General features: G+C 72.4%; 24 protein-coding genes and 1 pseudogene. 13 read left to right on the top strand and 12 right to left on the bottom strand.

Annotated elements, in window-relative coordinates; all coding sequences use genetic code 11:
• Nucleotides 1–16: 16 nt before the first annotated feature.
• The 4 genes from JW613_RS01210 to JW613_RS01225 all read right to left on the bottom strand — a co-directional run bounded on the left by JW613_RS01210 (nt 17) and on the right by JW613_RS01225 (nt 2,519).
• Entirely contained in the window at nt 17–1,027 is a 1,011-nt protein-coding gene (locus tag JW613_RS01210; RefSeq protein WP_209208805.1) for a LacI family DNA-binding transcriptional regulator, read from the bottom strand.
• Between the two features lie 152 nt (nt 1,028–1,179).
• Nucleotides 1,180–1,680 carry a hypothetical protein gene (locus JW613_RS01215; protein ID WP_209208806.1) on the bottom strand — a complete coding sequence of 167 codons (501 nt, stop codon included), beginning with the start codon at nt 1,678–1,680 and terminating at the stop codon, nt 1,180–1,182.
• 34 nt (nt 1,681–1,714) lie between these two features.
• Nucleotides 1,715–2,044 carry a DUF2795 domain-containing protein gene (locus JW613_RS01220; protein ID WP_099885453.1) on the bottom strand — a complete coding sequence of 110 codons (330 nt, stop codon included), beginning with the start codon at nt 2,042–2,044 and terminating at the stop codon, nt 1,715–1,717.
• A gap of 55 nt (nt 2,045–2,099) precedes the next feature.
• Entirely contained in the window at nt 2,100–2,519 is a 420-nt protein-coding gene (locus JW613_RS01225) for a DUF2267 domain-containing protein (RefSeq protein ID WP_209208807.1), read from the bottom strand.
• Nucleotides 2,520–2,737: 218 nt separating this feature from the next.
• On the opposite strand from JW613_RS01225, the gene JW613_RS01230 reads away from it, so the two are divergent.
• Nucleotides 2,738–3,544 (top strand): SDR family oxidoreductase, encoded by an 807-nt coding sequence (locus JW613_RS01230; RefSeq protein ID WP_209208808.1) that lies wholly within the window; start codon nt 2,738–2,740, stop codon nt 3,542–3,544.
• Here the strand turns inward: JW613_RS01230 and JW613_RS01235 are convergent.
• Together JW613_RS01235 and JW613_RS01240 are read right to left on the bottom strand one after the other, a co-directional pair.
• The gene (locus tag JW613_RS01235; protein WP_209208809.1) at nt 3,541–4,137 is read right to left on the bottom strand and encodes a sugar O-acetyltransferase; all 597 of its coding nucleotides are present in this window, start codon (nt 4,135–4,137) and stop codon (nt 3,541–3,543) included. The genes JW613_RS01230 and JW613_RS01235 overlap by 4 nt on opposite strands.
• A 174-nt stretch (nt 4,138–4,311) precedes the next feature.
• Nucleotides 4,312–4,530 carry a hypothetical protein gene (locus JW613_RS01240; RefSeq protein WP_245224764.1) on the bottom strand — a complete coding sequence of 73 codons (219 nt, stop codon included), beginning with the start codon at nt 4,528–4,530 and terminating at the stop codon, nt 4,312–4,314.
• Between the two features lie 295 nt (nt 4,531–4,825).
• Between JW613_RS01240 and JW613_RS01245 the strand changes: the two genes are divergently transcribed.
• The gene (locus JW613_RS01245; RefSeq protein WP_372447880.1) at nt 4,826–5,383 is read left to right on the top strand and encodes a DUF2243 domain-containing protein; all 558 of its coding nucleotides are present in this window, start codon (nt 4,826–4,828) and stop codon (nt 5,381–5,383) included.
• Nucleotides 5,380–6,261 (top strand): cytochrome c oxidase assembly protein, encoded by an 882-nt coding sequence (locus JW613_RS01250; protein ID WP_209208810.1) that lies wholly within the window; start codon nt 5,380–5,382, stop codon nt 6,259–6,261. The genes JW613_RS01245 and JW613_RS01250 overlap by 4 nt, the downstream gene beginning before the upstream one ends.
• Here the strand turns inward: JW613_RS01250 and JW613_RS01255 are convergent.
• Nucleotides 6,249–6,434, bottom strand: a complete 186-nt coding sequence (locus tag JW613_RS01255; RefSeq protein ID WP_099885449.1) for a DUF5133 domain-containing protein — start codon at nt 6,432–6,434, stop codon at nt 6,249–6,251. The genes JW613_RS01250 and JW613_RS01255 overlap by 13 nt on opposite strands.
• 257 nt (nt 6,435–6,691) lie before the next feature.
• Here JW613_RS01255 and JW613_RS01260 point away from each other — a divergent pair, with 257 nt between their 5' ends.
• Nucleotides 6,692–7,453: a VOC family protein gene (locus tag JW613_RS01260; protein WP_209208811.1), complete on the top strand. Its 762-nt coding sequence runs from the start codon at nt 6,692–6,694 to the stop codon at nt 7,451–7,453.
• A gap of 133 nt (nt 7,454–7,586) precedes the next feature.
• The gene (locus JW613_RS01265; RefSeq protein WP_209208812.1) at nt 7,587–8,621 is read left to right on the top strand and encodes an SDR family oxidoreductase; all 1,035 of its coding nucleotides are present in this window, start codon (nt 7,587–7,589) and stop codon (nt 8,619–8,621) included.
• A gap of 66 nt (nt 8,622–8,687) precedes the next feature.
• Here JW613_RS01265 and JW613_RS01270 read toward each other — a convergent pair whose 3' ends face one another.
• Nucleotides 8,688–8,909 carry a DUF2180 family protein gene (locus tag JW613_RS01270; RefSeq protein WP_209208813.1) on the bottom strand — a complete coding sequence of 74 codons (222 nt, stop codon included), beginning with the start codon at nt 8,907–8,909 and terminating at the stop codon, nt 8,688–8,690.
• A 138-nt stretch (nt 8,910–9,047) separates the two neighbouring features.
• Here JW613_RS01270 and JW613_RS01275 point away from each other — a divergent pair, with 138 nt between their 5' ends.
• Entirely contained in the window at nt 9,048–10,406 is a 1,359-nt protein-coding gene (locus JW613_RS01275) for an amidohydrolase family protein (RefSeq protein ID WP_307865741.1), read from the top strand.
• A gap of 64 nt (nt 10,407–10,470) precedes the next feature.
• On the opposite strand, the gene JW613_RS01280 is transcribed toward JW613_RS01275, so the two are convergent.
• Both JW613_RS01280 and JW613_RS01285 read right to left on the bottom strand, forming a co-directional pair.
• Complete coding sequence (locus JW613_RS01280; protein ID WP_209208815.1) at nt 10,471–11,445, bottom strand: NAD(P)-dependent oxidoreductase; 975 nt, start codon at nt 11,443–11,445, stop codon at nt 10,471–10,473.
• 44 nt (nt 11,446–11,489) lie between these two features.
• Nucleotides 11,490–11,681, bottom strand: coding sequence for a hypothetical protein (locus JW613_RS01285; RefSeq protein WP_209208816.1), 192 nt, complete (start codon nt 11,679–11,681; stop codon nt 11,490–11,492).
• Nucleotides 11,682–11,916: 235 nt separating this feature from the next.
• Here JW613_RS01285 and JW613_RS01290 point away from each other — a divergent pair, with 235 nt between their 5' ends.
• The gene (locus JW613_RS01290) at nt 11,917–12,591 is read left to right on the top strand and encodes an AIM24 family protein (RefSeq protein ID WP_099885442.1); all 675 of its coding nucleotides are present in this window, start codon (nt 11,917–11,919) and stop codon (nt 12,589–12,591) included.
• 84 nt (nt 12,592–12,675) lie between these two features.
• Here the strand turns inward: JW613_RS01290 and JW613_RS01295 are convergent, their stop codons facing one another.
• Together JW613_RS01295 and JW613_RS01300 are read right to left on the bottom strand one after the other, a co-directional pair.
• The gene (locus JW613_RS01295) at nt 12,676–13,878 is read right to left on the bottom strand and encodes an NAD(P)/FAD-dependent oxidoreductase (protein ID WP_209208817.1); all 1,203 of its coding nucleotides are present in this window, start codon (nt 13,876–13,878) and stop codon (nt 12,676–12,678) included.
• Complete coding sequence (locus JW613_RS01300) at nt 13,875–14,231, bottom strand: bifunctional 3-phenylpropionate/cinnamic acid dioxygenase ferredoxin subunit (protein ID WP_209208818.1); 357 nt, start codon at nt 14,229–14,231, stop codon at nt 13,875–13,877. Before JW613_RS01300 ends, JW613_RS01295 begins: the two co-directional genes overlap by 4 nt.
• Nucleotides 14,232–14,487: 256 nt before the next feature.
• Here JW613_RS01300 and JW613_RS01305 point away from each other — a divergent pair, with 256 nt between their 5' ends.
• The 6 genes and pseudogenes from JW613_RS01305 (at nt 14,488) to JW613_RS01325 (ending at nt 21,456) form a co-directional block, all read left to right on the top strand.
• Nucleotides 14,488–15,291, top strand: a complete 804-nt coding sequence (locus tag JW613_RS01305; RefSeq protein WP_209208819.1) for an IclR family transcriptional regulator — start codon at nt 14,488–14,490, stop codon at nt 15,289–15,291.
• A 243-nt stretch (nt 15,292–15,534) separates the two neighbouring features.
• On the top strand, nt 15,535–16,629 hold the full coding sequence (locus tag JW613_RS01310) for an S-(hydroxymethyl)mycothiol dehydrogenase (protein WP_209208820.1): 1,095 nt from the start codon (nt 15,535–15,537) through the stop codon (nt 16,627–16,629).
• A gap of 230 nt (nt 16,630–16,859) precedes the next feature.
• Nucleotides 16,860–19,382, top strand: coding sequence for a GcvT family protein (locus JW613_RS01315; protein WP_209208821.1), 2,523 nt, complete (start codon nt 16,860–16,862; stop codon nt 19,380–19,382).
• A 1-nt stretch (nt 19,383) separates the two neighbouring features.
• Nucleotides 19,384–19,624, top strand: a pseudogene (locus JW613_RS35535) (N-methyl-L-tryptophan oxidase); the annotation flags it as partial.
• The gene (locus tag JW613_RS01320; protein WP_209208822.1) at nt 19,621–20,742 is read left to right on the top strand and encodes an aromatic ring-hydroxylating oxygenase subunit alpha; all 1,122 of its coding nucleotides are present in this window, start codon (nt 19,621–19,623) and stop codon (nt 20,740–20,742) included. The pseudogene JW613_RS35535 and the gene JW613_RS01320, both read left to right, overlap by 4 nt.
• Nucleotides 20,743–20,775: 33 nt before the next feature.
• Nucleotides 20,776–21,456 carry an HAD family hydrolase gene (locus JW613_RS01325; RefSeq protein ID WP_209208823.1) on the top strand — a complete coding sequence of 227 codons (681 nt, stop codon included), beginning with the start codon at nt 20,776–20,778 and terminating at the stop codon, nt 21,454–21,456.
• Nucleotides 21,457–21,484: the final 28 nt, after the last annotated feature.

Below are 21,484 nucleotides of genomic sequence, written 5' to 3' on the forward strand. Positions count from 1 at the left end.
GCGGGGCCGGCCGTCGTCAGCCCGAGCCCCGGGGTGCGGTACTGGCGCGCGGGGTCAGCCGAGGAGGCAGCAGCGTGGCGTCCGGGACGGACCTGCCGTTCAACTTGTCCATCAGCAGGCCCACGGCCCGCTCCCCCACCTCGGCGGCGGGGATGGCGACGGAGGTGACCGGTACCGCGGTGTTCTCCGCCAACTCGTCCGGGCACACCGCGACCACCGAAAGGTCCTGCGGAATGCGCATCCCGGCCTGCTGGAACGCCTCCATCAGCAGCGGCAGCGCGGGCTCGTTGTGGACGACGACGCCGGTCAGGTCGGGATGGTCGTGCAGCAGCCGCTCGACGGTCTCGCGCGCGGCGGCCCTGGTGGGCTCGCACGGGAGCACCGTCGAGGTCATCCCGCCGCGCCGGGCGGCGGCTGTGAAGCCCGCGGCCGTGCGCTGCGCGAAGCCGGTGCCGCGCGCGTACACCTCGGGCGGGGAGCCCAGCAGCGCCACGCACCGGTGTCCGAGCTGGGCGAGATGGCCGACGCAGCTCTCACCGGTGGCGGTGAAGTCGAGGTCGATGCAGGTCAGCCCGTCGGCCTCGGCGGGAAAGCCGATGAGGACCGAGGGCAGCGGCAGGGTGCGCAGCAGCGGGACGCGTGCGTCGCGCAGTTGGACGTCCATCACGATCAGCGCGTCCACGAGCGCGCTGTCGGCCACCCGCCGCAGTCCGTCCTCCCCCTCCTCCTGGGTGAGGAGCAGGACGTCGTGGTCGTGGCGGCGCGCCGTGGTCGCCACCGCGCCGGCGAACTGCATCTGCACGGGCACATGGATGCCGCTGCGCAGCGGCATCACCAGGGCCAGCACGTTGGAGCGGCTGCTGGCCAGTGCGCGGGCACCGGCGTGCGGGCGGTAGCCGAGCTCGCGGATGCTCGCCTCGACGCGGCGCTGGGTCGCGGCCGAGATGGAGCGCTTGCCGCTCAGTACGTAGGAGACGGTGCTGGGAGACACGCCGGCACGCCGGGCCACGTCTGTGATCTTGACCAACGCCCCCTCCTCGAAGCTGTTTCCGCAAGACTGTCGAATCGTTTCGACTGGCTGTATCGAAGCGATTCGGCGGAACAGTAGGGAGGGGGCCCGGGGCTGTCAACGGTTGGGACAGAAGCCGTCCCGGAGGCCTTCCGGAACCGTCCGGAGGCTCAGTGCCGCGGCTTGGTCTCGTAGTGCGACAGGTCCGGGGCCTCGGCGCCCTGGAGTTCGGTCGCCAGGTGATGGACGGTCACCAGGTCGTGCATCAGGGGCTGGGTCTTCTCCTGCGGCATATGAGCCTCCCGGGAGACCTCGTCGAGGCTCACGGGCTCGCCGCCGTGCTGCTGCTCGGCGGTGACCAGGGCGCGGAAGACCTGCTCGTGCTCGGCCGAGTACTCGGGGCGGCCACGTCCCTCGTAGGGGCTGCGGGATTCGGCCGGACCGACCCCTTGCGCCCTGCGCTCGGCCTGGGTGGCCGTGTGCCCCACCTTGCCCTGGCGCTGGGCCGGGGTCTCGGTGTCCTTCTCGGCGGACCCGCCCGCACGGTGGGTGCGTTGCTTGGACGCCCCGGTGGTCGCGTAGCGGGCGCTGGCGGGCTCGTCGACGCGGTGTGCCTTGTGCGCTTCCGTGCGCCGCTCGTCCTCGTCGCCTTCGACCTTCTTGCGCACCATGTCGGACCTCCTTGGGTGCGTGTATGGCGAACGGTTACCGCTCGTCCCGGCGGTGGAGTTCCTCCTCCACGGGTGGCTTGGGCGCCTCGCGCAGATACTGCGACTGCCCGGGCCTGCCGCCCTGCCGCGCCTGCTCGGCGTGCTGGGCCGCGCTGTGGTCGAGGTCGGAGTCGGGGTCGACACGTACCGAGCGGGCCACTTCCTGACGGTTGGCGTACTCGTCCGGCGGGATGCCACGCAGCGCCGTACGGACTTCGGCGGACGCTCCGGAGGACGACGCCGCCTCGAGCAACTCGTCCTTGTCCGCCGGGAAGTCGACGTCGTCGAGCGCGGCCAGGACTTCTTCGACGTTGGTGTGGGCCATGTCCGATCGCTGCCTTTCGGTCCGATCGCTGCCTTGCGCGAGCCGGTCGGCCGGTTCAGTGGGAGCCGGCCGTACCGGTGCTGCCGGAGAAGAGGATGGAGGCGAGCTCCTCGTCCAGGGACTGCCGGATGTGCTCGGTCACCGAACCCTGGGTGGCCTCCTCCAGGAGCTCGACCACGGTGCGGGCCTCGTGGACGGCCTTCGGGGGGTCGGCTCCGGCGCGCTGCGCCACACGGCCGAAGAACTCCTGGCGCGTCATCCGCACTCCGGTCTGCGGCACGTCCGGGGCGTACTCGACGCGGCGCAGATGTTCCCCCAGCTCGGTCGGCAGTTGCGCGGCCAGGTGGTCGGCGAGCGAAGCCGGAATGCGTTCGGCCAGTGTCTCCAGGGTGGCGCGCGTCCCTGCCTCGGCCGCGCCCCGGCTGTCGAGGTGGGCCCGCGCCTGTACCTGGCCGATGAACTCGTCGTGTTGCATGGTGCTTCTCCTCACGTGAGCAGAGCCAACACAGGGCCCCTTCCAGCATGCGCGCCGCCGGTGCGGGTCGCACATCCGGACGCGCCACGGTTGCCGACGGGGCTGCCCGAGGGCCCGGCGTACCCCTCGGTTCCCTGTTTACTCACCCGTCCCCGAGGTGACCCGGCAGGGTGGTCGTCAGCAACGCAGCGCGGTCGTCAACGGTGGAGGAGGTCGGCGTGTCCACACAGAGCGGCGGACCCCGGGTGGCGGTCATCACCGGCTCGGACTCGGGCATCGGGCGGGCGACGGCGGTACGGCTGGCCCAGGACGGTCTGGACATCGGCATCACCTGGCACACCGACCGGGACGGGGCGCAGCAGACCGCCGCGCTGGTACAGGAGACCGGGCGGCGGGCGGCGGTCCGGCACCTGGATCTGACGCGGCTGCCGGAGGCCGCGGACGTGGTGGACGAGCTCGCCGACGAGTTGGGACGTGTCGACGTGCTCGTCAACAACGCCGGCACCGGCACCCGCACCCCCTTCCTCGAACTGGACTACCCCACCGTCCGGGACGTGCTCGACATCGATCTGCTGGGCCCGTTCCTGTGCTCCCAGCGCGCCGCGCGCCGGATGGTCGAGCAGGGGGACGGCGGGACCGTCGTGAACGTCACCAGCGTGCACGAGCACCAGCCGCGGGTCGGTGCCGGTCCGTACTGCGCCGCCAAGGGCGGCCTCGGGCTGCTCACCCAGGTCATGGCGCTGGAACTGGCCGAGCACGGCATCCGCGTCAACGCCGTCGCACCGGGCGAGATCGCCACCCCCATGACGGGCCAGGAGGACGAGGACGTACGTACCGCCTCCCGGCCCGGCGTGCCGCTGCGGCGGCCCGGGGACGCCAGGGAGGTCGCCTCCGTCATCGCCTTCCTGGCCGGCGACGATTCCACGTATGTCACCGGCGCCTCCTGGGCGGTGGACGGCGGCATGCTGCGGATGGGGCCGCAGGCGGGCTCGCACCTGCCCGACGACTCCTGGCGCCGGGGCTAGCCGGCTCCTGTCCGGGCGTCCCCGGCCGGGGCCCCGGGCCCGAGTTCCCGCACCACGCGCGCGGGGTTGCCCACGGCGAGCACGCCCGCGGGCAGATCCTTGGTGACGACGGCTCCGGCGCCGACGACCGTGTCGGAGCCGATGGTGACGCCCGGGCAGACGATCACTCCGCCGCCGAGCCACACGTTGTCGCCGATGGTGATGGGCAGGCCCTTCTCCCAGCCCGCGCGCCGCCGTTCGGCGTCCAACTCGTGCGCCGGGGTCAGCAGCTGCACGTTGGGGCCGATCTGCGCATACCGGCCGATGGTGATGGGTGCGGCGTCCAGGAGGACGGCACCGAAGTTGATGAACGTCCCGGCACCGATCGTTATGTAGCTGCCGTAGTCGCAGCGGAACGGCGGGCGGATACGGACGTCCTCGCCCAGTTCCCCGATCAACTGCTCCAGGATCTTCCGCCGTTCGTCGGCCGGCGCGGTCTCGGCGGCGTTGTAGGCCGCGCACAGCGCCGCCCGCCGCTCGGTGTCCGCGAGCAGTTCGTCGTCGTCGGGGAGGTACCACTCCCCCGCCAGCATGCGCTGCTTGTTCTCACCCATGGAGAACACTCTCGCAAAGTGCCGGGCACCTGGCGGACCGAAGGCCGACTCCTCGGCGGAGTCGGCCCGGTTCCTCGGGGAGAGGGGGCTCGAGGAGAGGGGGGAAGAGGAGAAAGAGGCGTAAGGGGACAGGAGGGGGCGAGAGGGAGCAGCGGGCGGCTGCGGCCTTGGCCCTCAGCCCCCGGACTCGGACTCGGGGCGCTCTCCCTTGGGGCCCCGGCCGCGCTCCGTGCGCGGCCCGGAGGGACGCCAGTCAGGGTCGCGCTCCATCTCGCGCTTGGCCTCTTCGTTCGCCTCCTGCGCATCTGCCGCGCCGCTCTTCTCCAGATCCTTGCGGCGCCGCGCGCGGTGCTTGTCGTAGCTCTTGCTGCCGGGCTCCGGCACTGCGCTCACCTCGTTCACGTCGTTCGGTCCGCGTGTTCGCGTCGTTCACGTTGTTCGCGGTTCCACGTCGATCGCGTCGCTCGCTCGTCCGCGACAGTCGCTCGCTCGTTCGCGACAAGGCAGCCGTCGGCCGCCTGTGATCGCTCGGACTCCGGGGTTCCCAGCCACCCCCGGGGAAAACGCTGGGCCGGTCGGCGGAAAGCCGGAGTGACCCGACCCGCCACGGGAAACCGGCGCCATGGTGCGCACCCGTGCACGGACGGTCAGCGAGTCGAACCGAGTCGAACGAGGGACGGAGCGAGCGATGGCGATGACGGGCGGCGCGGCCCGACCGGCTCCCGAGAGCCTGCGGCTGCCGGGGATCGTGCTGGGGGTGGGGCTGGGCGGCTTCGTCGACGGCATCCTGCTGCACCAGCTCCTGCAGTGGCACCACATGCTGAGCAGCACCAACGACGACCGGATCGGGGTGAAGTACTACTCGCCGCACACGGTCTCCGGGCTGGAGATGAACACCGTGTGGGACGGCATCTTCCACACCGTGTGCTGGCTGGCCGTCCTGCTCGGGCTGGCGATCCTCTACGCGCGGGTCACCCACGGCCGCCGCCGGGTGTGGGCCTCCCGGGTGCTGTGGGGCTGGGTCCTGGCGGGCTGGGGGCTCTTCAACCTGGTGGAGGGCCTGCTCGACCACCAGATCCTCGGCATCCACCATGTGCACGGCGGCCCGTACCAGCTGTGGTGGGACATCGGCTTCCTGGTCATCGGTGCCCTGCTGCTGGCGGGCGGCCACCTCCTCCAGCGCAGTGGCCGCACCCTCGATCCGGAGGCGCCGTGGGGTGCCCGGATGTCGGGGCGGTCGCTGTGACCGGCGCCGTCGCGCATCCGTCGGCGGTGGCCGTCGTGCTGCCGGCGCTGGTCGCCGCGCTGCCCGCGGTCGGCTATCTGCTGCTGGTGCGCCAGGTGCGGCGCCGCAGTCCGCAGCGGGGCTGGAGCACCCGGCGGACGGCGAGCTTCGTCGCCGGATGCGGGGTGCTGGCCATCGCGCTGTCGCCACCGCTCGCCCCGTGGGCGCACCACGACTTCCGCGGCCATATGGCACAGCACCTGCTGGTGGGCATGTACGCGCCCCCCGCGCTGGTGCTGGGGGCGCCCGTCACCCTGCTGCTGCGGGCGCTGCCCGCGACCCGCGCACGGCGGCTCACGGCGCTGCTGCGCTCGCCGTCGGTGCGCGGGGTGACGCACCCGGTGGTGGCGCTGCTGCTGAACACCGGCTCGCTCGCGGCGCTCTACTGCACGCCCTTGTACGGGACGGCCATGGCGCACCCCGCCGGGCACTGGCTGCTGCACGTCCACTTCCTGGCGTCCGGCTGCTTGTTCGCATGGGTGGTGGCCGGGCCCGATCCCGCCCCGGCCCGGCCGGGTGTACCGGCCAGGCTGGTGCTGCTGGGGTTCGCCATCGCCGGGCACGCGGTGCTCTCACAGCTGATGTACGGGGGCTTCCTCATCGACATCCCCGCCCCGGTCACCGAGGTGCGGGGCGGGGCCGAGTTGATGTACTACGGCGGGGACTTCGCCGAGTTGCTGCTCGCGGCGGCCCTGGTGAGCACCTGGCGCCCGGTCCGCAACCGGCCCCGTTCACAGCCGGGACCGCACGGAGCCCGCGCGGGGTTCAGGTGGCCCGGTCGGCCTGCGGACCGGCCGGCCGGAGGCGGTGCCGAGGGTGCCGGAGCTCAGGCCGCGTAGACGCCCGCTATATGGGCCCGGGCCACGCGTACCGCGTCCCGCACGTCCCGCGTACCCGTGGAGACGCAGAGCGTGTACGAGACGTCGTCCAGCTCCTGCCGGTGGCCGGGCCGGGCACGGAGTGCCTCGTAGCGGTTGAGCAGCTCTCGCAGGGTGTCGGGGTGGGCCATCATGACGACTCCTCGGTGGCGCGCGGCGGCGCTCGACGGTGCGGGGACGCGCCGAAGGGACCCCGGGCCTCGGCTCGGGATCGGCGCAACCCGCCCAGTACCCCTCCTCAGAAGTCACAAAACTCACAAAACTGCACATCTTCCCTGCTCGTTCACTCTCGTTTTGTCTTCGCAGGCGGTGGGCACCCCGGCGCGCAGGGACGGAAAAGAATCGAACGATCAAGCGCGAAAGGAATACGCAGGAGGCTTGAGGTGACGTGATGGATTCCGTACCCGGGGTGCCATGCTGGGTCAGTCTCACCGTCCGCGACCGGCGGGCCACCGAGGAGTTCTACAGCGCCGTGCTGGGCTGGTCCTTCACCGACAGCTCGCTCGGCACCGGATTCCGCACGGCCACCAGGGAAGGCGAACCGGTGGCGGGTTTCAACGAGGCCGCCGTCTCCTGGCAGCTGCCCGTCCGCTGGACCGTGTTCTTCGCCGTCGACAACGCCGACCTCGCCTGTGAACGCGTCCGCGAGCGCGGCGCCACCGTCGCCGTCGGCCCGCTGCGCGTGGGCGACGGCCGTGCCGCCATGGCCGCCGACCCCTCCGGCGCGGCGTTCGGCATGTGGCAGGGAGAGCTGCCGCGGGGCTGGGCGGTCGGCGCGGGCCACGCGCCCGCCTGGCTGGAGCTGCGCACCGGCGACGCCTTCGCGGCGGCGCTGTTCTACGGCGAGGTGCTCGACTGGACGAAGAACCCGAGCCACGGGGTCAGCTACGAGGAGCAGAACGACGAGGTGCACATCCTGGTGGACGGTGAGACCGTGGCGGGGCTGCGCGGAGGCGGTGTCGAGGCCGCACCCGACCCCCAGGTACGCACCCGCTGGGACGTGCACTTCCGCGCGGCCGACATCGACGCGGCACTCGCCGCCGTGGAGAAGACGGGCGGCACGGTCGTCTCGCCCGTCGAGCACTCCTCGCACGGCCGGGTCGCCACGGTCCGCGACCCGGACGGCGGTCTGTTCCGCCTGCGCGGCCCCTGACGCCGTACGTGCAAATCGCCGCGCCCGGAGGTGACCGGGCCCGGCACCGGGTACCCGGCCCGTTCACACGCATCCGACGGCGCACCCCGGCGCCGTACCCGGAAAGCAGACACGCAGACAGCGGAGGTGTGGGATGAGCCAGCAGCAGCCCGGGCGCGCGGGAGCAGACGGCCAGGTCGTCGTGGTCACCGGCGCCAGCGGCGGGGTGGGCCGTGCCACGGCCCGCGCCTTCGGGGCACGCGGTGCCGCGGTGGCACTGCTCGCGCGCGGCGAGGAGGGGTTGGCCCGCGCCGCGGACGAGGTCCGGGACGCGGGCGGTACGGCATTGCCACTGAACGTCGACGTCAGCGACCACGCGGCGGTGGACGCGGCCGCAGACCGCGTCGAGCGGGAACTTGGCCCCGTCTCGGTCTGGGTGAACACCGCGTTCTCCACCGTCTTCGCACCCGTCACCGAGGTGAAGGCCGAGGAGTTCCGCAGGGCGACCGAGGTGACCTACCTCGGCTTCGTCCACGGGACGCTGGCAGCGCTGCGCCATATGGAGCCGCGCGACGCGGGGACGATCGTGCAGGTCGGCTCGGCGCTCGCCTACCGCGGTGTGCCGCTCCAGGCGGCGTACTGCGCGGCCAAACACGCCATCCAGGGCTTCCACGAGTCGCTGCGCTGCGAGCTGCTGCACAACAAGAGCGGCGTGCGGGTCACGATGGTGCAGCTTCCGGGGCTGAACACCCCGCAGTTCACCTGGGTCAAGTCCCGGCTGCCGCGCAACCCCCGCCCGGTCGCGCCGGTCTACCAGCCCGAAGTGGCCGCGCGGGGCATCCTGTACGCGGCCGACCACCCGGAGCGCAGGGAGCACTGGGTCGGCGGCTCGACGGTCGCCACCCTGCTGGGCGACAAATTCGCGCCCGGTCTGCTCGACCGCTATCTGGCCAGGACCGGCATCCAGGGCCAGCAGACCGATCGCGAACGCTCCCCCGCCCAGCCGGACAACCTGTGGAAGCCCGCGGACGCACACCACGACTACGGCGCACACGGCGAGTTCGACGACGAGGCGTCCTCGCGCAGCTACCAGCTGTGGGCCTCGCACCACCACGGGCTGCTCGCCGCGCTGGGCACCGCGGCGGCGACCGCCGTGGCCGCCACCGCAGTACGCCGGGCCCTCTCCTGAGGCGACTGGAGGAAGCGGCGGGCGACGGGGCGTCGGCCGCCGTGCCCACGCCAGGGCGACGGGGCGTCAGCCGTCCTGCCCGTCCCCCTTCCGGGTCGAGCCGTGGCACACGAGGCAGACCATCCGGCGCCCCTCGCCGGGCGACCAGACCCGTCCGGTGCTCATCGACTCACGCACGGGCTCGGACTCGCTGTGCAGATGGCGCGGGCACACGGCGGCACCGCAATCGACACAGACCGCGACCGCGGGAGTCTCGGTGCCCTCCCGGTAGCAGTCGTAGCAGTGCATGACGCCCCCTCTCTCGTGCCGTAAGGCGGACTGTGCGCGAGTTCCCCTCCATCCGCCGCCGTACGCATGACTGTGTCCGTTCGGCCCACCCGGGCGGGGGCCGGGAGGACTCCCGGCCCGGACCGTGAGGAGTTGCCGGTGAACGACACGCTGATACGTGACGCCGAACTGGTCGTCACCATGGACGGGGACGAGATCCCGGGCGGCTGGGTCGCCCTCGCGGACGGCACCGTGACAGGGGTCGGCCGGGCCGGGGACGAGCCGACGGCCGCCCGCACGCTGTCCGCACGCGGCGCCCTGGTCACGCCCGGACTGATCAACACCCACCATCACATCTTCCAGAACCTCACCCGGGCCTACGCCCCGGCCACCCGCTACGAGCTCTTCGACTGGCTGCGCACCCTCTACCCGCTGTGGACGGCGCTGGACGAGGAGGCGGTGGAGGTGTCCACCTGGGTGGGGCTCGCCGAGCTGGCACTGGGCGGCTGCACCACCACGGCGGACATGCTCCACGCCCACCCGCGGCCCCGTCTGATCGACGCCCAGATCCGTGCCGCACGCCAGGTGGGGCTGCGCTTCCACCCGGCACGCGGGGCCCTCGACCTGTCCGAACGGGACGGCGGGCCGGCGCCGGACGCGCTGGTGGAGAGCGCCGAGGAGATCCTCGGCGACAGCGAACGCCTCGTCGCTGCGTACCACGACCCGGCACCCGGCTCGATGCTGCGTATCTCCCTCGCGCCCGCCACCCAGGCCGCCGTCACCGAGCGGCTCATGGTGGAGACCGCGCGGCTGGCCGAACGCCTGGATGTGCGGCTGCACACCCATCTGGCCGAGGACCGGGGCGAGGAGCAGTACTGCCTGGAGACGTTCGGACGGCGCCCGGTGGACCAGTTCGAGCACGTCGGCTGGGGCAGCGAGCGGGCATGGGTGGCCCATCTGGTCTTCTCCCGGGAGGACGAGCGGGCCCGGCTGGCGCGCTGGGGCACGGGTGTCGCCCACTGCCCCGGCTCCACCATGATGCTGGGCGCCGGGGCAGCGAGCCTCCCCGACCTTCGCGCCGCCGGTGTCACCGTCGGGCTGGGCTGCGACGGCTCGGCCTCCACCGACCACGCCTCGCTGTGGCTGGAGGCGCGCACCGCCCTCGCCGCCGCCAGGGAGCGCGGCGGTGCGGCGGCGGCGACCGCCCGCGACATCCTCCGGGCCGCCACCGTGGACGCCGCCGCCTGTCTGGGCCGGGGCGACGAGCTGGGCCGGCTGCGCCCGGGAGCCCCGGCCGATGTCGTCGTATGGGAGCTGGACCGGTTCGCCTTCGCCGGCGCCCACACCGACCTGGTCGAGGCGTGGCTGCGCTGCGGGCCCGTACGCCCCCGCCACACCCTCGTCCAGGGCCGCCCCGTGGTGGAGGACGGCGCCCTCACCCTCCCCGGCACCACGGACATGCTCACCGTCCATGCCCGGATCTCCCGCCGCATCCAGCGGCTGGGTGCGGGAGCCTGACGGGAGCAGCGGGGCCTGCGGGAACCTGCGTTTGCAGCCGTGATGGGCCGCGGGCGGGCACGGTTCAGTAGCCCGCCGCGGTGCGGACCGTGAGGGCGGGGAGCCGGCCCGCGCGGAGGGCTTGCCAGGCGGTGCGGAAGTCGGCGGTGATGTCAGCGGCGGTCGTCGGACCGGCCGAGTGGGAGGTCAAGGTGGTGCGGGGCAGGTCCCAGGCCGGGGAGGCGGGCGGGGCGGGCTCCTCCGGCAGGACGTCCAGGACCGCGTGCGCCACCCGGCCTTGCTCCAGGGCCTCGGCAAGCGCCTCGGTACGGACGGTCGCGCCGCGGCCGACGTTGAAGAACGTCGCCCCGGCCATCGCCCCGAACAGCGCGGGGCCGAAGAGGTCGGCCGTACCGGGGGTGAGCGGCAGCGCGTCGACGACCCAGCGCGCCGCGCCCAGGGCGGCGGTCAGCTCGGCGGAAGGGCCGTGGGGACCGGTCGGGTCGCCGAGCGCGAGCACCGAGTCGAAACCGGGTGCGGGGCGCGGGGTACGGGCCACTCCGACCGTGCGGATACCGCAGCGCCGCAGGGCGGCGCCGATCCCCGCACCGATGCTGCCGGTGCCGAAGACGACGGCCAGGGTGCCGTCGGCCAGTTCGGTGGGCAGCCGGTTCCAGGTGCGTGCCTCCTGCTGGCGCAGGAAGCCGGGGATCGCCTGCAGTTCGGCCAGCGCCCAGGCCAGGACGTACTGGCCGATCCGCTCCCCCATCCGTCCGACCGTGCGGGTCAGCAGCGCCTCGGGCGGCCACGGCGAGTGGGCCCGGAGCAGTGCGTCGACTCCGGCGTTGGTGCTGTGCATCCACAGCAGCCGCTCACCGGCGGCGAGTCGGGGCAACCCGGGCCCCACATGCACCCGGGGGCCGGCGCCGGCGCCCACCGGGCGGCCGATGATCTCCTCGACCTCCTCGCGCACCGCCGATGGCAGCGCGGGGTCGACGGTGACGACGGCACCGTCGAGTTCCCGGCCGATCCGCTGCGGGTCGGCGCCCGTGGTCGCCATCGCTTCTCCTCTCCGCTCCCCGGCCGCCGGGCCGCCTGCGCCGGTCACGACGACGCGGTGATGCGCCAGTTGCCGACCTCGCGGTACTGCGAGTCGTAGACGACCGAACCGTCGCCGGGCTCCAGCGCATAGTGGCGCAGATTGCCGCCCCAGTACCGCAGGACGCGTCCCAGCTCTGCTGCGGCTTCCCCTTCGCCGCGCATCTCGCTGGTGTCGACCTCGAGCACGAACTTCATGTCCCGTCTCCCTCTTCATATGCCATGGGGCAGCTGCCCCGGAGGCCCTGCGCCCCCTGACACCTTCCATCGTTTCATTGAACTCCTTTTGGGGACTTGTGAGCAGAACAGAGCTGGTGCGCATCGGTGCGGGGCGGGGAAACCCTCAAATCGCGTCGCAGCACATGGACAGGTCGTGGCGGCCGGAGGAAAGGAGTCTGGCTGGAGCGGCGCATTCCGGGGGAACATAGGCGCCATGCAGAGTGAGCTCTTCGCTACGAAGAACATGGCGCAGCCCAGCCCCACGCCGGGGATGGAGCTGCAGAACGAGAAGTGCGTGAAGTACACCGTGAACGGGGAGTGCTACGCGCGGCAGGGGTCGATGGTCGCCTTCCGGGGGAACCTTCAGTTCGAGAAGAAGGGGCAGGGGGTCGGCAACTTCCTCAAGCGGCAGGTCACCGGCGAGGGGCTGGCGCTGATGTCGGTCAGCGGTCAGGGCGAGGCGTGGTTCGCGCACGAGGCGGAGAACTGCTTCATCATCGACATAGCTCCCGGCGACTCGCTGACCGTCAACGGCCGCAACGTCCTGTGCTTCGACGCCGGGCTGCACTACGAGATCGGCATCGTCAAGGGCGCGGGGATGGCCGGCGGCGGGCTGTTCAACAGCGTCTTCTCGGGCCAGGGCAGGCTCGCGGTCATCTGCGAGGGCACGCCGATCGTCATTCCGGTGTCGCAGCAGGCACCGGTGTTCGTGGACACCGACGCGGTGGTGGGCTGGAGTGCCCAGCTGCACACCTCGCTGCACCGCTCGCAGAGCTTCGGCTCGATGATCCGGGGCGGTTCCGGCGAGGCGGTGCAGCTCAGACTGGACGGGGACGGCTTCGTCATCGTCCGGCCCAGCGAGAAGCAGGCCGCCACCGCCGGCAATTGACCCCCTCCTGCGTGCCGACCCCGTGCGAGGCCGCGCGACAAGGGGCGCCCCCTCCCCGGAGGAGGAGGGGGAGCCCCGCAGCGGTCAGACCGCCGCCATCCCGGCGCGGGCCAGCTCGCGCCGGGCCCGCATGAAGGGGCGGGGGCGGTTGGCGGCGAGGACCGCGGTCGGGGTGCCGTCGTCGCGTTCGTAGACGGCGAGGAAGCTGCGGTCCTCGGGCGAGCCCTCCACCAGCCGTACGGTGTCGGCCCCGGCCCGGCTTCCCGCGAGCTGGAGCCGGATGCCGTACTGGTCGGACCAGAAGTACGGCAGCGCCGTGTACGTCTCGACCGTCGTCCCGGCCAGCAGATTGCGCGCCGCGACGGTCGGGGCCTCCATGGCGCTGGTCCAGTGCTCGGCCCGGTGCCCGGCGGCGCGGGCGACATCGCCGACCGCCACCACGCCCGGCACCGGGGTGACACCGCCCGCGTCGCAGACCACCCCGTCGTCCAGCGGGATGCCGGAGCCCTCCAGCCAGTCGGTCGCGGGCCGTACGCCGATACCGACGACGACCACGTCGGCGGGGAGGGAGCGGCCGTCGGCCAGCTCCACCCAGCCGACCCGCTGCTGCTCGCCGCCGGCGCCGTCCCCCCGGGCCGACCGGCGACCGTCCGGGTGCAGTGCCCGCACGCCGGTGCCGGTCAGCAGGGTGACACCGTGGTCGGTGTGCAGGTCGGCGCAGAAGGCGGCCATACGGGCACCGAGTTGGGGCAGCAGCGGCTGCGCGGCGGCCTCGACGACGGTGACGCTGTGGCCGAGCGTGGCGCAGGAGGAGGCGACCTCGGCCCCGATGAAGCCGGCGCCGATCACCACCACCCGCACCTGCCCCCGGCTCAGCTCCTCGCGGAGCGCGGCGGCGTCGTCCAGGGTGCGGAGCGTGTGCACCCCCGCCAGCGGCTCGCCGGGCAGGGTGCGGGGCACCGCTCCGGTGGCCAGGACGACGCCGTCGGTGGACAGCCTGCGGCCGTCCGTGAGCGTGACGGTGCGGGAGGGTGGATCGAGGCCTTCGGCGCGGGTGCCCAGCAGCCAGTCCGCGTCCAGTTCGGCGATCTCCTCCGCGTCGGCGAGGGAGAGCCGTTCGGCGGTCAGCGCGCCGGTGAGGAACTCCTTGGAGAGGGGCGGGCGGTCGTAGGGGCGATGGTGCTCCTCCCCTATCATCACCAGCCTGCCGTCGTAGCCCTCCGAGCGGAGCGCCAGCGCGGCGTGCAGCCCGGCCAGGGAGGCGCCGATCACGGTGATGGTGTTCATGCGGCGCTCCCTTGTCCGGCTGCGGCGGTGTGCGATGTCTGTGCGGGCTGGGCGGACTCGATGTGTACCCACACGGTGCCGTCCAGCACGCTCACCGGATGGGTACGTACGGCCTTGCGAGCCGGGAGGCAGGTGGGACGGCCGGTGCGCAGGTCGAATGAAGCGGCGTGCAGCGGGCATTCGACCAGACAGCCCTCGAGCCAGCCTTCCGACAGGGACGCGTCCTGGTGGGTGCAGGTGTCGTCGATTGCGTAGAGCTCGCCGTCGGCGTTGAAGACGGCGATGGGAGGTTCGAGGTCGAGACGGACGGACTCACCAGCGGGCAGGTCCTCAATGCGGCAGACAGGTATCACTGTGATTCACCTCGCGAGCACATTCGGGTGAGTACGGCCGGCCGGCCCTGGTGCCGACTGACCGGGAAGGTGCGGGGAGACACTTCGCTACTATCCGAGTTCCGTATCGCGCACGATGGAGCGTGATGCGCAACAGAATCCAAGCGGGGAGGCTTCACGTCAAGCACTCGCCGACGACCTCCGGGGAGAACGGCGCGCGGCCGCGCACCAGCAACCAGGAACCACAACCAGGCCAGCAGGCGGTGACGTTGAGCAGATGAGTGAAAAATCGGAGGACACAGGGACGGGCAGGCAGTCCAGAGGCGCGGCTGCTTCGGTCCAGTCGGTCGATCGCGCGGTGAGCGTGCTGGAGATCCTGGCCCGGCACGGAGATGCGGGAGTCACGGAGATCGCCGAAGAACTGGGCGTCCACAAGTCGACAGCCTTCCGGCTGCTGGGCGTTCTGGAAGCCAGGGGACTGGTGTCCCAGGAGCAGGACCGCGGCAAGTACTACCTGGGTCCGGGCGTACTGAGGCTGGCCGGAGCCGCGGCCTCCCGGCTGGACATCTCGCAGGAGGGCGCGCCCGTCTGCCGCGAGCTGGCCGAGGACGCCGGGGAGACGGCGAACATCGCGGTGCTGGACGACGACGCCGCCGTCAACATCATGCAGGCGCGCGGCTCGTCCTCGGTCACCGCGCAGAACTGGCTGGGCAGGCGCACCCCGCTGCACGCCACCTCCAGCGGCAAGGCACTGCTGGCACACCAGCCCAAATCCGTGCAGGAGAGCGTGTTGTCGCGGAAGCTGCCGCGACTGACGGAGTCGACGGTGATCTCCCCGGCGGAGCTGCGGACGGAGCTGAAGTCGGTGGTCAAGACCGGTTTCGCGGTGGCACGGGACGAGCTGGAGCTCGGTCTGCACGCGGTGGCGGCCCCGGTGCGCGCCCACGACGGCAAGGTCATCGGCGCGATCAGCGTCTCCGGACCGTCCTACCGGTTGGAGGACGAGCGGCTCCAGGAGGTGGCCAAGCGCACGATGGCTGCCGCGCAGGACCTCTCGCGCCGGATGGGCTACGCCTACTGACCGTCCGGGACAACGGCACGCGGGCCGTCGAAAAGTACAAATTTCTGATGCGGCGTCAGCACTGGCAGCGCCCCGACCTCCCATAACTGCGGGTCCGGCACCGACCGGGCCCGCAGCGCATTTTTCTGACGCTCCGTCATGAACCACTGATCCACATCTCTTGACGGGCAAGGTTCGGCGTTCTCACTATGTCTCCCATAGCGCAACCAGTCGTGCACTACGCAACAACTGCGAGGTCTGGGAATGCCACACGAGGTCCGCGCTGTCATCGCGATGAAGAAGGATGCCCCGGCCGAGGTGCAGACGATCCTGGTACCGGACCCCGGCCCGGGCGAGGTCCTCGTCTCCATCCAGGCATGCGGTGTCTGCCACACCGATCTGCACTACCGGGAAGGCGCCGTCGGCGGCAGCATCGACGGCTTCCCCTTCCTGCTGGGCCACGAGGCCGCGGGCATCGTCGAGCAGACGGGCCCCGGCGTCACCGATCTGCGCCCCGGCGACTTCGTCGTACTCGCCTGGCGCGCACCGTGCGGAAGCTGCCGCTCCTGCCGTAAGGGGCGGCCCTGGTACTGCTTCGACTCGCGCAACGCCCGGCAGCCGATGACGCTGCTGGACGGAACCCCGCTGACCCCCGCCCTCGGCATCGGCGCCTTCGCCGACAGGACGCTGGTGGACGCGGGCCAGGCCGTCAAGGTCGACCCGGCCGCGCGTCCCGAGGCGGCCGGACTCATCGGCTGCGGCGTGATGGCCGGCTGGGGCGCGGCCGTGCACACCGGCGGGGTCTCCTACGGGGACACCGTCGCCGTCATCGGCTGCGGCGGTGTCGGCAACGCGGCCATCGCGGCGGCCTCGCTGGCCGGCGCCCGCCGGGTCATCGCCGTCGACATCGACGACAACAAGCTGGACGTGGCCACCCAGTTCGGCGCCACCCACAGCGTCAACTCGCGCGGCACCGACCCGGTCGAGGCCGTGCGCCGGCTGACCGACGGCCACGGCGCCGACGTCGTCATCGAGGCCGTCGGCCGCCCGGAGACCTATCTGCAGGGCTTCGCCATGCGGGACCTGGCGGGCGTGCTCGTCCAGGCCGGGGTCCCGGCACCGGATGTGACCATCGAGCTCCCGTTCCAGGAGCTCTTCTCCCGGGGCGGCGCCCTCAAGTCGTCCTGGTACGGGGACTGCCTGCCCAGCAGGGACTTCCCCGTGCTGATCGACCTCTATCTCAGCGGCAAGCTCGACCTGGGCGCCTTCGTCACCGAGACGATCGCGCTGGACGAGGTCGAGGTCGCCTTCGAGCGGATGCAGCGCGGCAAGGTGCTGCGATCGGTGGTGGTCCTGTGAGCGACGTACGCGCGGCAGCCGGGCCGCAGACGGGCAGCCAACCCGCGCCACAGCCGCGCGGACGGAGAAGCGAACCAAACAACACAGCGAGCGACGTACGCGCGGCAGCCGGGCCGCAGACGAACAACCAACCCGCGCCACAGCCGCGCGGACGGAGAAGCGAACCAGACGACACAGCGAGCGACGTACGCGCGGCAGCCGGGCCGCAGGCAAACAGCCAAACCGACACGGTGGACGCTCCCTCTCCCGCGGCGGCCGAGTCGCGGGCCGAGCGCGTCGTCATCGTCGGCGCCGGGATCGTCGGCTGCTCGCTGGCCGACGAGCTGACAGCGCGCGGCTGGCGCGACGTCACCGTCCTCGAACAGGGGCCGCTGGCATCCCCCGGCGGCTCGACCTCGCACGCGCCCGGCCTCGTCTTCCGTACCAGCCCCTCCAGGACGCTGACCGAGTACGCGCGCTACACCGTCGAGAAGTTCAGCTCGCTGCGCTTGGCCGGGCGCCCGTGCTTCCTGCCGGTGGGCGGGCTGGAGGTGGCCACGACCGAGGCGCGGTGGCTGGATCTGCACCGCAAGGCCGGGCTCGCGGCCGCCTGGGGCGTCGAGGGCGAACTCGTCGGCCCCACGCGGTGTGCCGAGCTCTTCCCGATGCTCGACCCGGACGCCGTGCTCGGCGGTTTCCACACCCCCGGTGACGGGCTGGCCCGGGCCGTCGACGCCTGTCAGGCGCAGATCGAGCGTGCCTCGCGGCGCGGGGCCCGCTTCTTGGACCGGCACACGGTCACCGGCATCGAACGTGCGGGCGGCAGGGTCACCGGTGTCGTCACCGACCGGGGCACCTTCCCGGCCGACCACGTGGTCTCCGCCGCCGGGTTCTGGGGGCCGGTCGTCGGCGCCATGGCCGGGGTGGACGTTCCGCTGCTGCCGCTCGCCCACCAGTACGCCCGGACGGCCCCGCTGCAGCAACTGGCCGGGGCCGGGGCCGGGGACCCCGGTGCCGAGGCCGTACGTCCGCTCCTCCGCCACCAGGACCACGATCTGTACTACCGCGAACACCTCGACCCGGCCGGCGGCCCCTGGGGGCACCTCCCGGCCGGGGGCTGGGGGAGGATCGGTATCGGCACCTACGCACACCGCCCGCTGCCCGTCGACCCGTACGCGGTCCTGCCCTACGACCAGGCCCCCGAGATGCCCTCCTCGCTGCCCTTCACCGAGGAGGACTTCGCGCCCAGCTGGGCGGAGACCGGGCGGCTGCTGCCCGCTCTGGCCGACTCCCGTGTCGAGGAGGGCTTCAACGGTGTCTTCTCCTTCACCCCCGACGGGATGCCGCTGCTGGGGGAGTCGGACCGGGTGCGCGGCTTCTGGCTCGCCGAGGCCGTCTGGGTCACGCACTCGGCGGGTGCCGCCCGGGCCGTGGCCGAGCTGATGACCGACGGCCGCACCACGGTCGACGCCCACGAGTGCGATCCGCGCCGCTTCGAGAAGTCCCAGCGCTCCCCCGCGTACGTGCGCGAGCGGGGCGAACGCAGCTTCGTCGAGGTGTACGACGTGATCCACCCGCTCCAGCCGCCCGGCACCGGCCGCCCCCTGCGCACCAGCCCGTTCCACCCCCGGCAGCAGGAGCTGGGCGCCTGCTTCCTGGAGTCCGGCGGCTGGGAGCGGCCCCACTGGTACGAGGCGAACGCGCCGCTCGTGGCACGGCTCGGTCTTCAGCTGCCCGAGCGCGACAGCTGGTCGGCCCGGTACTGGTCGCCGATCGCCGCCGCGGAGGCGAAGGTGACGCGCGAGAAGGTCGCGCTGTACGACATGACGCCGCTGCGGCGGCTGGAGGTCACCGGTCCCGGCTCGCTCGACTTCCTCCAGCGGATGACGAGCAACAACCTCAAGAAGAGGACCGGATCGGTCACCTACACGCTGCTGCTGAACGAGGACGGCGGCATCCGCAGCGACCTGACCGCGGCCCGGCTGGGCCCCGACCGCTGGCAGCTGGGCGCCAACTCCCCCGCCGACCTGGGCTGGCTCGCCCGGCACGCGCCCGAGGGCGTCCAGGTGCGGGACATCACCTCCGGCACCTGCTGCATCGGGGTGTGGGGCCCGTTGGCCCGGGAGCTGGTGCAGCCGCTCACCCCCGCCGACTTCTCGCACGAGGCGTTCGGCTACTTCAAGGCACGCGAGACGTACGTGGGGCATGTGCCGGTCACCGCGTTGCGGGTCAGCTACGTCGGCGAGCTGGGCTGGGAGCTGTACACCGACGCCGACGTCGGGCTGCGGCTGTGGGACACCCTCTGGGAGGCCGGGCAGCGGCTCGGCGTCATCGCCGCGGGCCGCAGCGCCTTCAACAGCCTCCGGCTGGAGAAGGGGTACCGCGCCTGGGGCGCCGACATGACGACCGAGCACACCCCCGAGGAGGCCGGTGTCGGCTTCGCCGTCCGCCCCGCCAAAGGCGACTTCGTCGGGCGGGACGCGCTGGCCGCGCGCGCCGCTCCCACGCGGAAGCTGGTGTGCCTGACCCTCGACGATCCCGCGGCGGTCGTCATGGGCAGCGAGCCCGTCCACGTCGACGGGGTCGTCGCCGGCTATGTGACCAGCGCTTCGTACGGCTACAGCGTGGGGCGGTGCGTCGCCTACGCATGGGTGCCGGCCGGAGCCGCCACGCCGGGTACCTCGGTCGCCGTCGAGTACTTCGGTGAGAAGATCGCGGCGACGGTCGCGGCGGAGCCCCTGTTCGACCCGGAGATGGCCCGGATCCGCCGCTGAATCCCCCACCCCCGACGAGCACTTCGTGCCGGCCCGGCATCCGGAGCACCCGCACGCGGTGACCGTGCCCTGCGGATTCTCCGGCCACGGCGTCAAATTCGTGCCCGTCGCGGCGAGATCGTCGCCGATCCGGCGCTGGGGGCACCACCGGGCACCCCATCGCCCTGTTCGATCCGCTCAGGGATTCCCTGAAGGCCCCAGACAGCCAGTTCGCCACTCTTGAGGGAGACATCACGACATGACGACCGCTGTCGGCAGTCTGCTGGCGACCCTGCCAGGAGACCGCTACACCGATCCGGAGAACTTCCGGCGCGAGCAGGAGCGCATCTTCGAGACCGAGTGGTTCTGCGCGGTCCGCTCGGCCGACCTCGACAAGCCCGGTGCCTACCGCACCGTTCAAGTGGGCCGGGAGAGCGTGCTGGTCACCCGCAACCGGCGCGGCGAGCTGCGGGCCTTCCTCAACGTGTGTCGGCACCGGGGCGCCCGGCTGTGCACCGAGCAGGCGGGCGAGGTGCGGCGCAGCCTGCAGTGCCCGTACCACGCGTGGACCTACGACCTGGACGGCAAGCTGACGGCCGCCCCCAATCTGACCCGGATGCCGGACGTGGACCGCGCCGCGTACGGGCTCCACACGGTGCGGCTGCGCGAGTGGCTGGGCTACGCGTGGGTGTGCCTGTCGGCCGAACCGCCCTCGTTCGAGGAGTCGGTGATGGGGGACGTCGCCGAACGGCTGGGCGGCAACGACGTGATCGGGCACTACGCGATCGAGTCGCTGGCGCTGGGCCGACGGCACACCTACGACGTGGCGGCCAACTGGAAGCTCATCATCGAGAACTTCATGGAGTGCTACCACTGCGCCACCATCCACCCCGAACTGACCGAGGTGCTCCCGGAGTTCGCGGACGGGTTCGCCGCCCAGTACTACGTGGGGCACGGGCCGCAGTTCGCCGCCGAGGCCGAGGGGTTCACGGTGGACGGCAGCGCGGGCTTCGACCGCCTGCCGGGCGTCCCGGACACCCACGACCGCCGCTACTACGCCATCACCATCCGGCCGCAGGTGTTCGTGAACCTGGTGCCGGACCATGTGATCGTGCACCGGATGTTCCCGCTGGCCGCCGACCGCACGGTGGTCGAGTGCGACTGGCTGTACGCGCCGGAGGTGATCGCGGCGGGTGCGGATGTCTCGCACTCGGTGGAGCTCTTCCACCGGGTCAACGTGCAGGACTTCGACGCCTGCGAACGCACCCAGCCGGCCATGGCCTCCCGCGCCTACCGGGAGGGCGGGGTCCTGGTGCCCAGCGAGCACCACATCGGGGACTTCCACACCTGGGTCACCGACCGGCTCGCCGACCCGGGCTGAGCCCGGCCGCGAGGGCGTGATGGGGTGGGGCGTATGGACACTGCGCCCCACCTCTCCCCCGCCGCCCGGGCTCTCGCGGCAGCGCGGCTGGTCGTCTTCGACTGCGACGGAGTGCTGGTCGACACGGAGCGGATCGGTCCCGAGGTCGTCGCCGCGATGGCGACCGAGGCGGGGTGGCCGCTGACCCCGGCCGAGGTGCTGGAGAAGTTCCTGGGCACCTCCGAGCCGTATCTGCTGGCACAGGTGCGGGCACACGCCACGGCGCCGGTGCCCGACAGCTGGCTCGTGGAGTACCGCTCCCGGGTCGCCGCCGCGTTCGACGCGGCCCCGCGCACCATGCCGGGCGTCGCCGAACTGCTGGACGTGCTGGACGCCCGCTCCCTCCCGTACTGCGTCGCCAGCAGCGGCAGCCATCCGCGCATCCGCCACTCGCTGACGGCCACCGGCCTGTGGGAGCGCTTCGCGGGCCGCGTCTTCAGCGCGGACGATGTGCGCCGGGGCAAGCCGGCGCCCGATCTGTTCCTGCACGCGGCCGCCGCCTGCGGTGTGCCGCCCGGGGAGTGCCTGGTGATCGAGGACAGCCCGGCAGGCGTCCGGGCCGCCCGCGCCGCGCACATGCCGGTGCTCGGCTACACGGGAGGGCCGACCCCGGCCCACTGGCTGGCCGACGCGAGCGCGGGCACGCTGGCGGACCTCCACGAGCTCACCGTGTAACTGCAACGCACCGCAAGGGGCGGCCCTT

Origin of the sequence: Streptomyces smyrnaeus (genome assembly GCF_017676345.1) — a bacterium.
GTDB lineage: Bacteria > Actinomycetota > Actinomycetes > Streptomycetales > Streptomycetaceae > Streptomyces > Streptomyces smyrnaeus.

Excerpts from the sequence above, each read along its gene's own strand:
- JW613_RS01280 (WP_209208815.1), bottom strand. The coding sequence starts at position 11,445 with ATGGCGACCACGGGCGCCGACCCGCAGCGGATCGGCCGGGAACTCGAC.
- JW613_RS01260 (WP_209208811.1), top strand. The coding sequence starts at position 6,692 with ATGGATTCCGTACCCGGGGTGCCATGCTGGGTCAGTCTCACCGTCCGC.
- JW613_RS01215 (WP_209208806.1), bottom strand. The coding sequence starts at position 1,680 with ATGGTGCGCAAGAAGGTCGAAGGCGACGAGGACGAGCGGCGCACGGAA.
- JW613_RS01265 (WP_209208812.1), top strand. The coding sequence starts at position 7,587 with ATGAGCCAGCAGCAGCCCGGGCGCGCGGGAGCAGACGGCCAGGTCGTC.
- JW613_RS01220 (WP_099885453.1), bottom strand. The coding sequence starts at position 2,044 with ATGGCCCACACCAACGTCGAAGAAGTCCTGGCCGCGCTCGACGACGTC.
- JW613_RS01325 (WP_209208823.1), top strand. The coding sequence starts at position 20,776 with ATGGACACTGCGCCCCACCTCTCCCCCGCCGCCCGGGCTCTCGCGGCA.
- JW613_RS01320 (WP_209208822.1), top strand. The coding sequence starts at position 19,621 with ATGACGACCGCTGTCGGCAGTCTGCTGGCGACCCTGCCAGGAGACCGC.
- JW613_RS01245 (WP_372447880.1), top strand. The coding sequence starts at position 4,826 with ATGGCGATGACGGGCGGCGCGGCCCGACCGGCTCCCGAGAGCCTGCGG.
- JW613_RS01225 (WP_209208807.1), bottom strand. The coding sequence starts at position 2,519 with ATGCAACACGACGAGTTCATCGGCCAGGTACAGGCGCGGGCCCACCTC.
- JW613_RS01255 (WP_099885449.1), bottom strand. The coding sequence starts at position 6,434 with ATGATGGCCCACCCCGACACCCTGCGAGAGCTGCTCAACCGCTACGAG.
- JW613_RS01295 (WP_209208817.1), bottom strand. The coding sequence starts at position 13,878 with ATGAACACCATCACCGTGATCGGCGCCTCCCTGGCCGGGCTGCACGCC.
- JW613_RS01285 (WP_209208816.1), bottom strand. The coding sequence starts at position 11,681 with ATGAAGTTCGTGCTCGAGGTCGACACCAGCGAGATGCGCGGCGAAGGG.
- JW613_RS01270 (WP_209208813.1), bottom strand. The coding sequence starts at position 8,909 with ATGCACTGCTACGACTGCTACCGGGAGGGCACCGAGACTCCCGCGGTC.
- JW613_RS01310 (WP_209208820.1), top strand. The coding sequence starts at position 15,535 with ATGCCACACGAGGTCCGCGCTGTCATCGCGATGAAGAAGGATGCCCCG.
- JW613_RS01235 (WP_209208809.1), bottom strand. The coding sequence starts at position 4,137 with ATGGGTGAGAACAAGCAGCGCATGCTGGCGGGGGAGTGGTACCTCCCC.
- JW613_RS01305 (WP_209208819.1), top strand. The coding sequence starts at position 14,488 with ATGAGTGAAAAATCGGAGGACACAGGGACGGGCAGGCAGTCCAGAGGC.
- JW613_RS01290 (WP_099885442.1), top strand. The coding sequence starts at position 11,917 with ATGCAGAGTGAGCTCTTCGCTACGAAGAACATGGCGCAGCCCAGCCCC.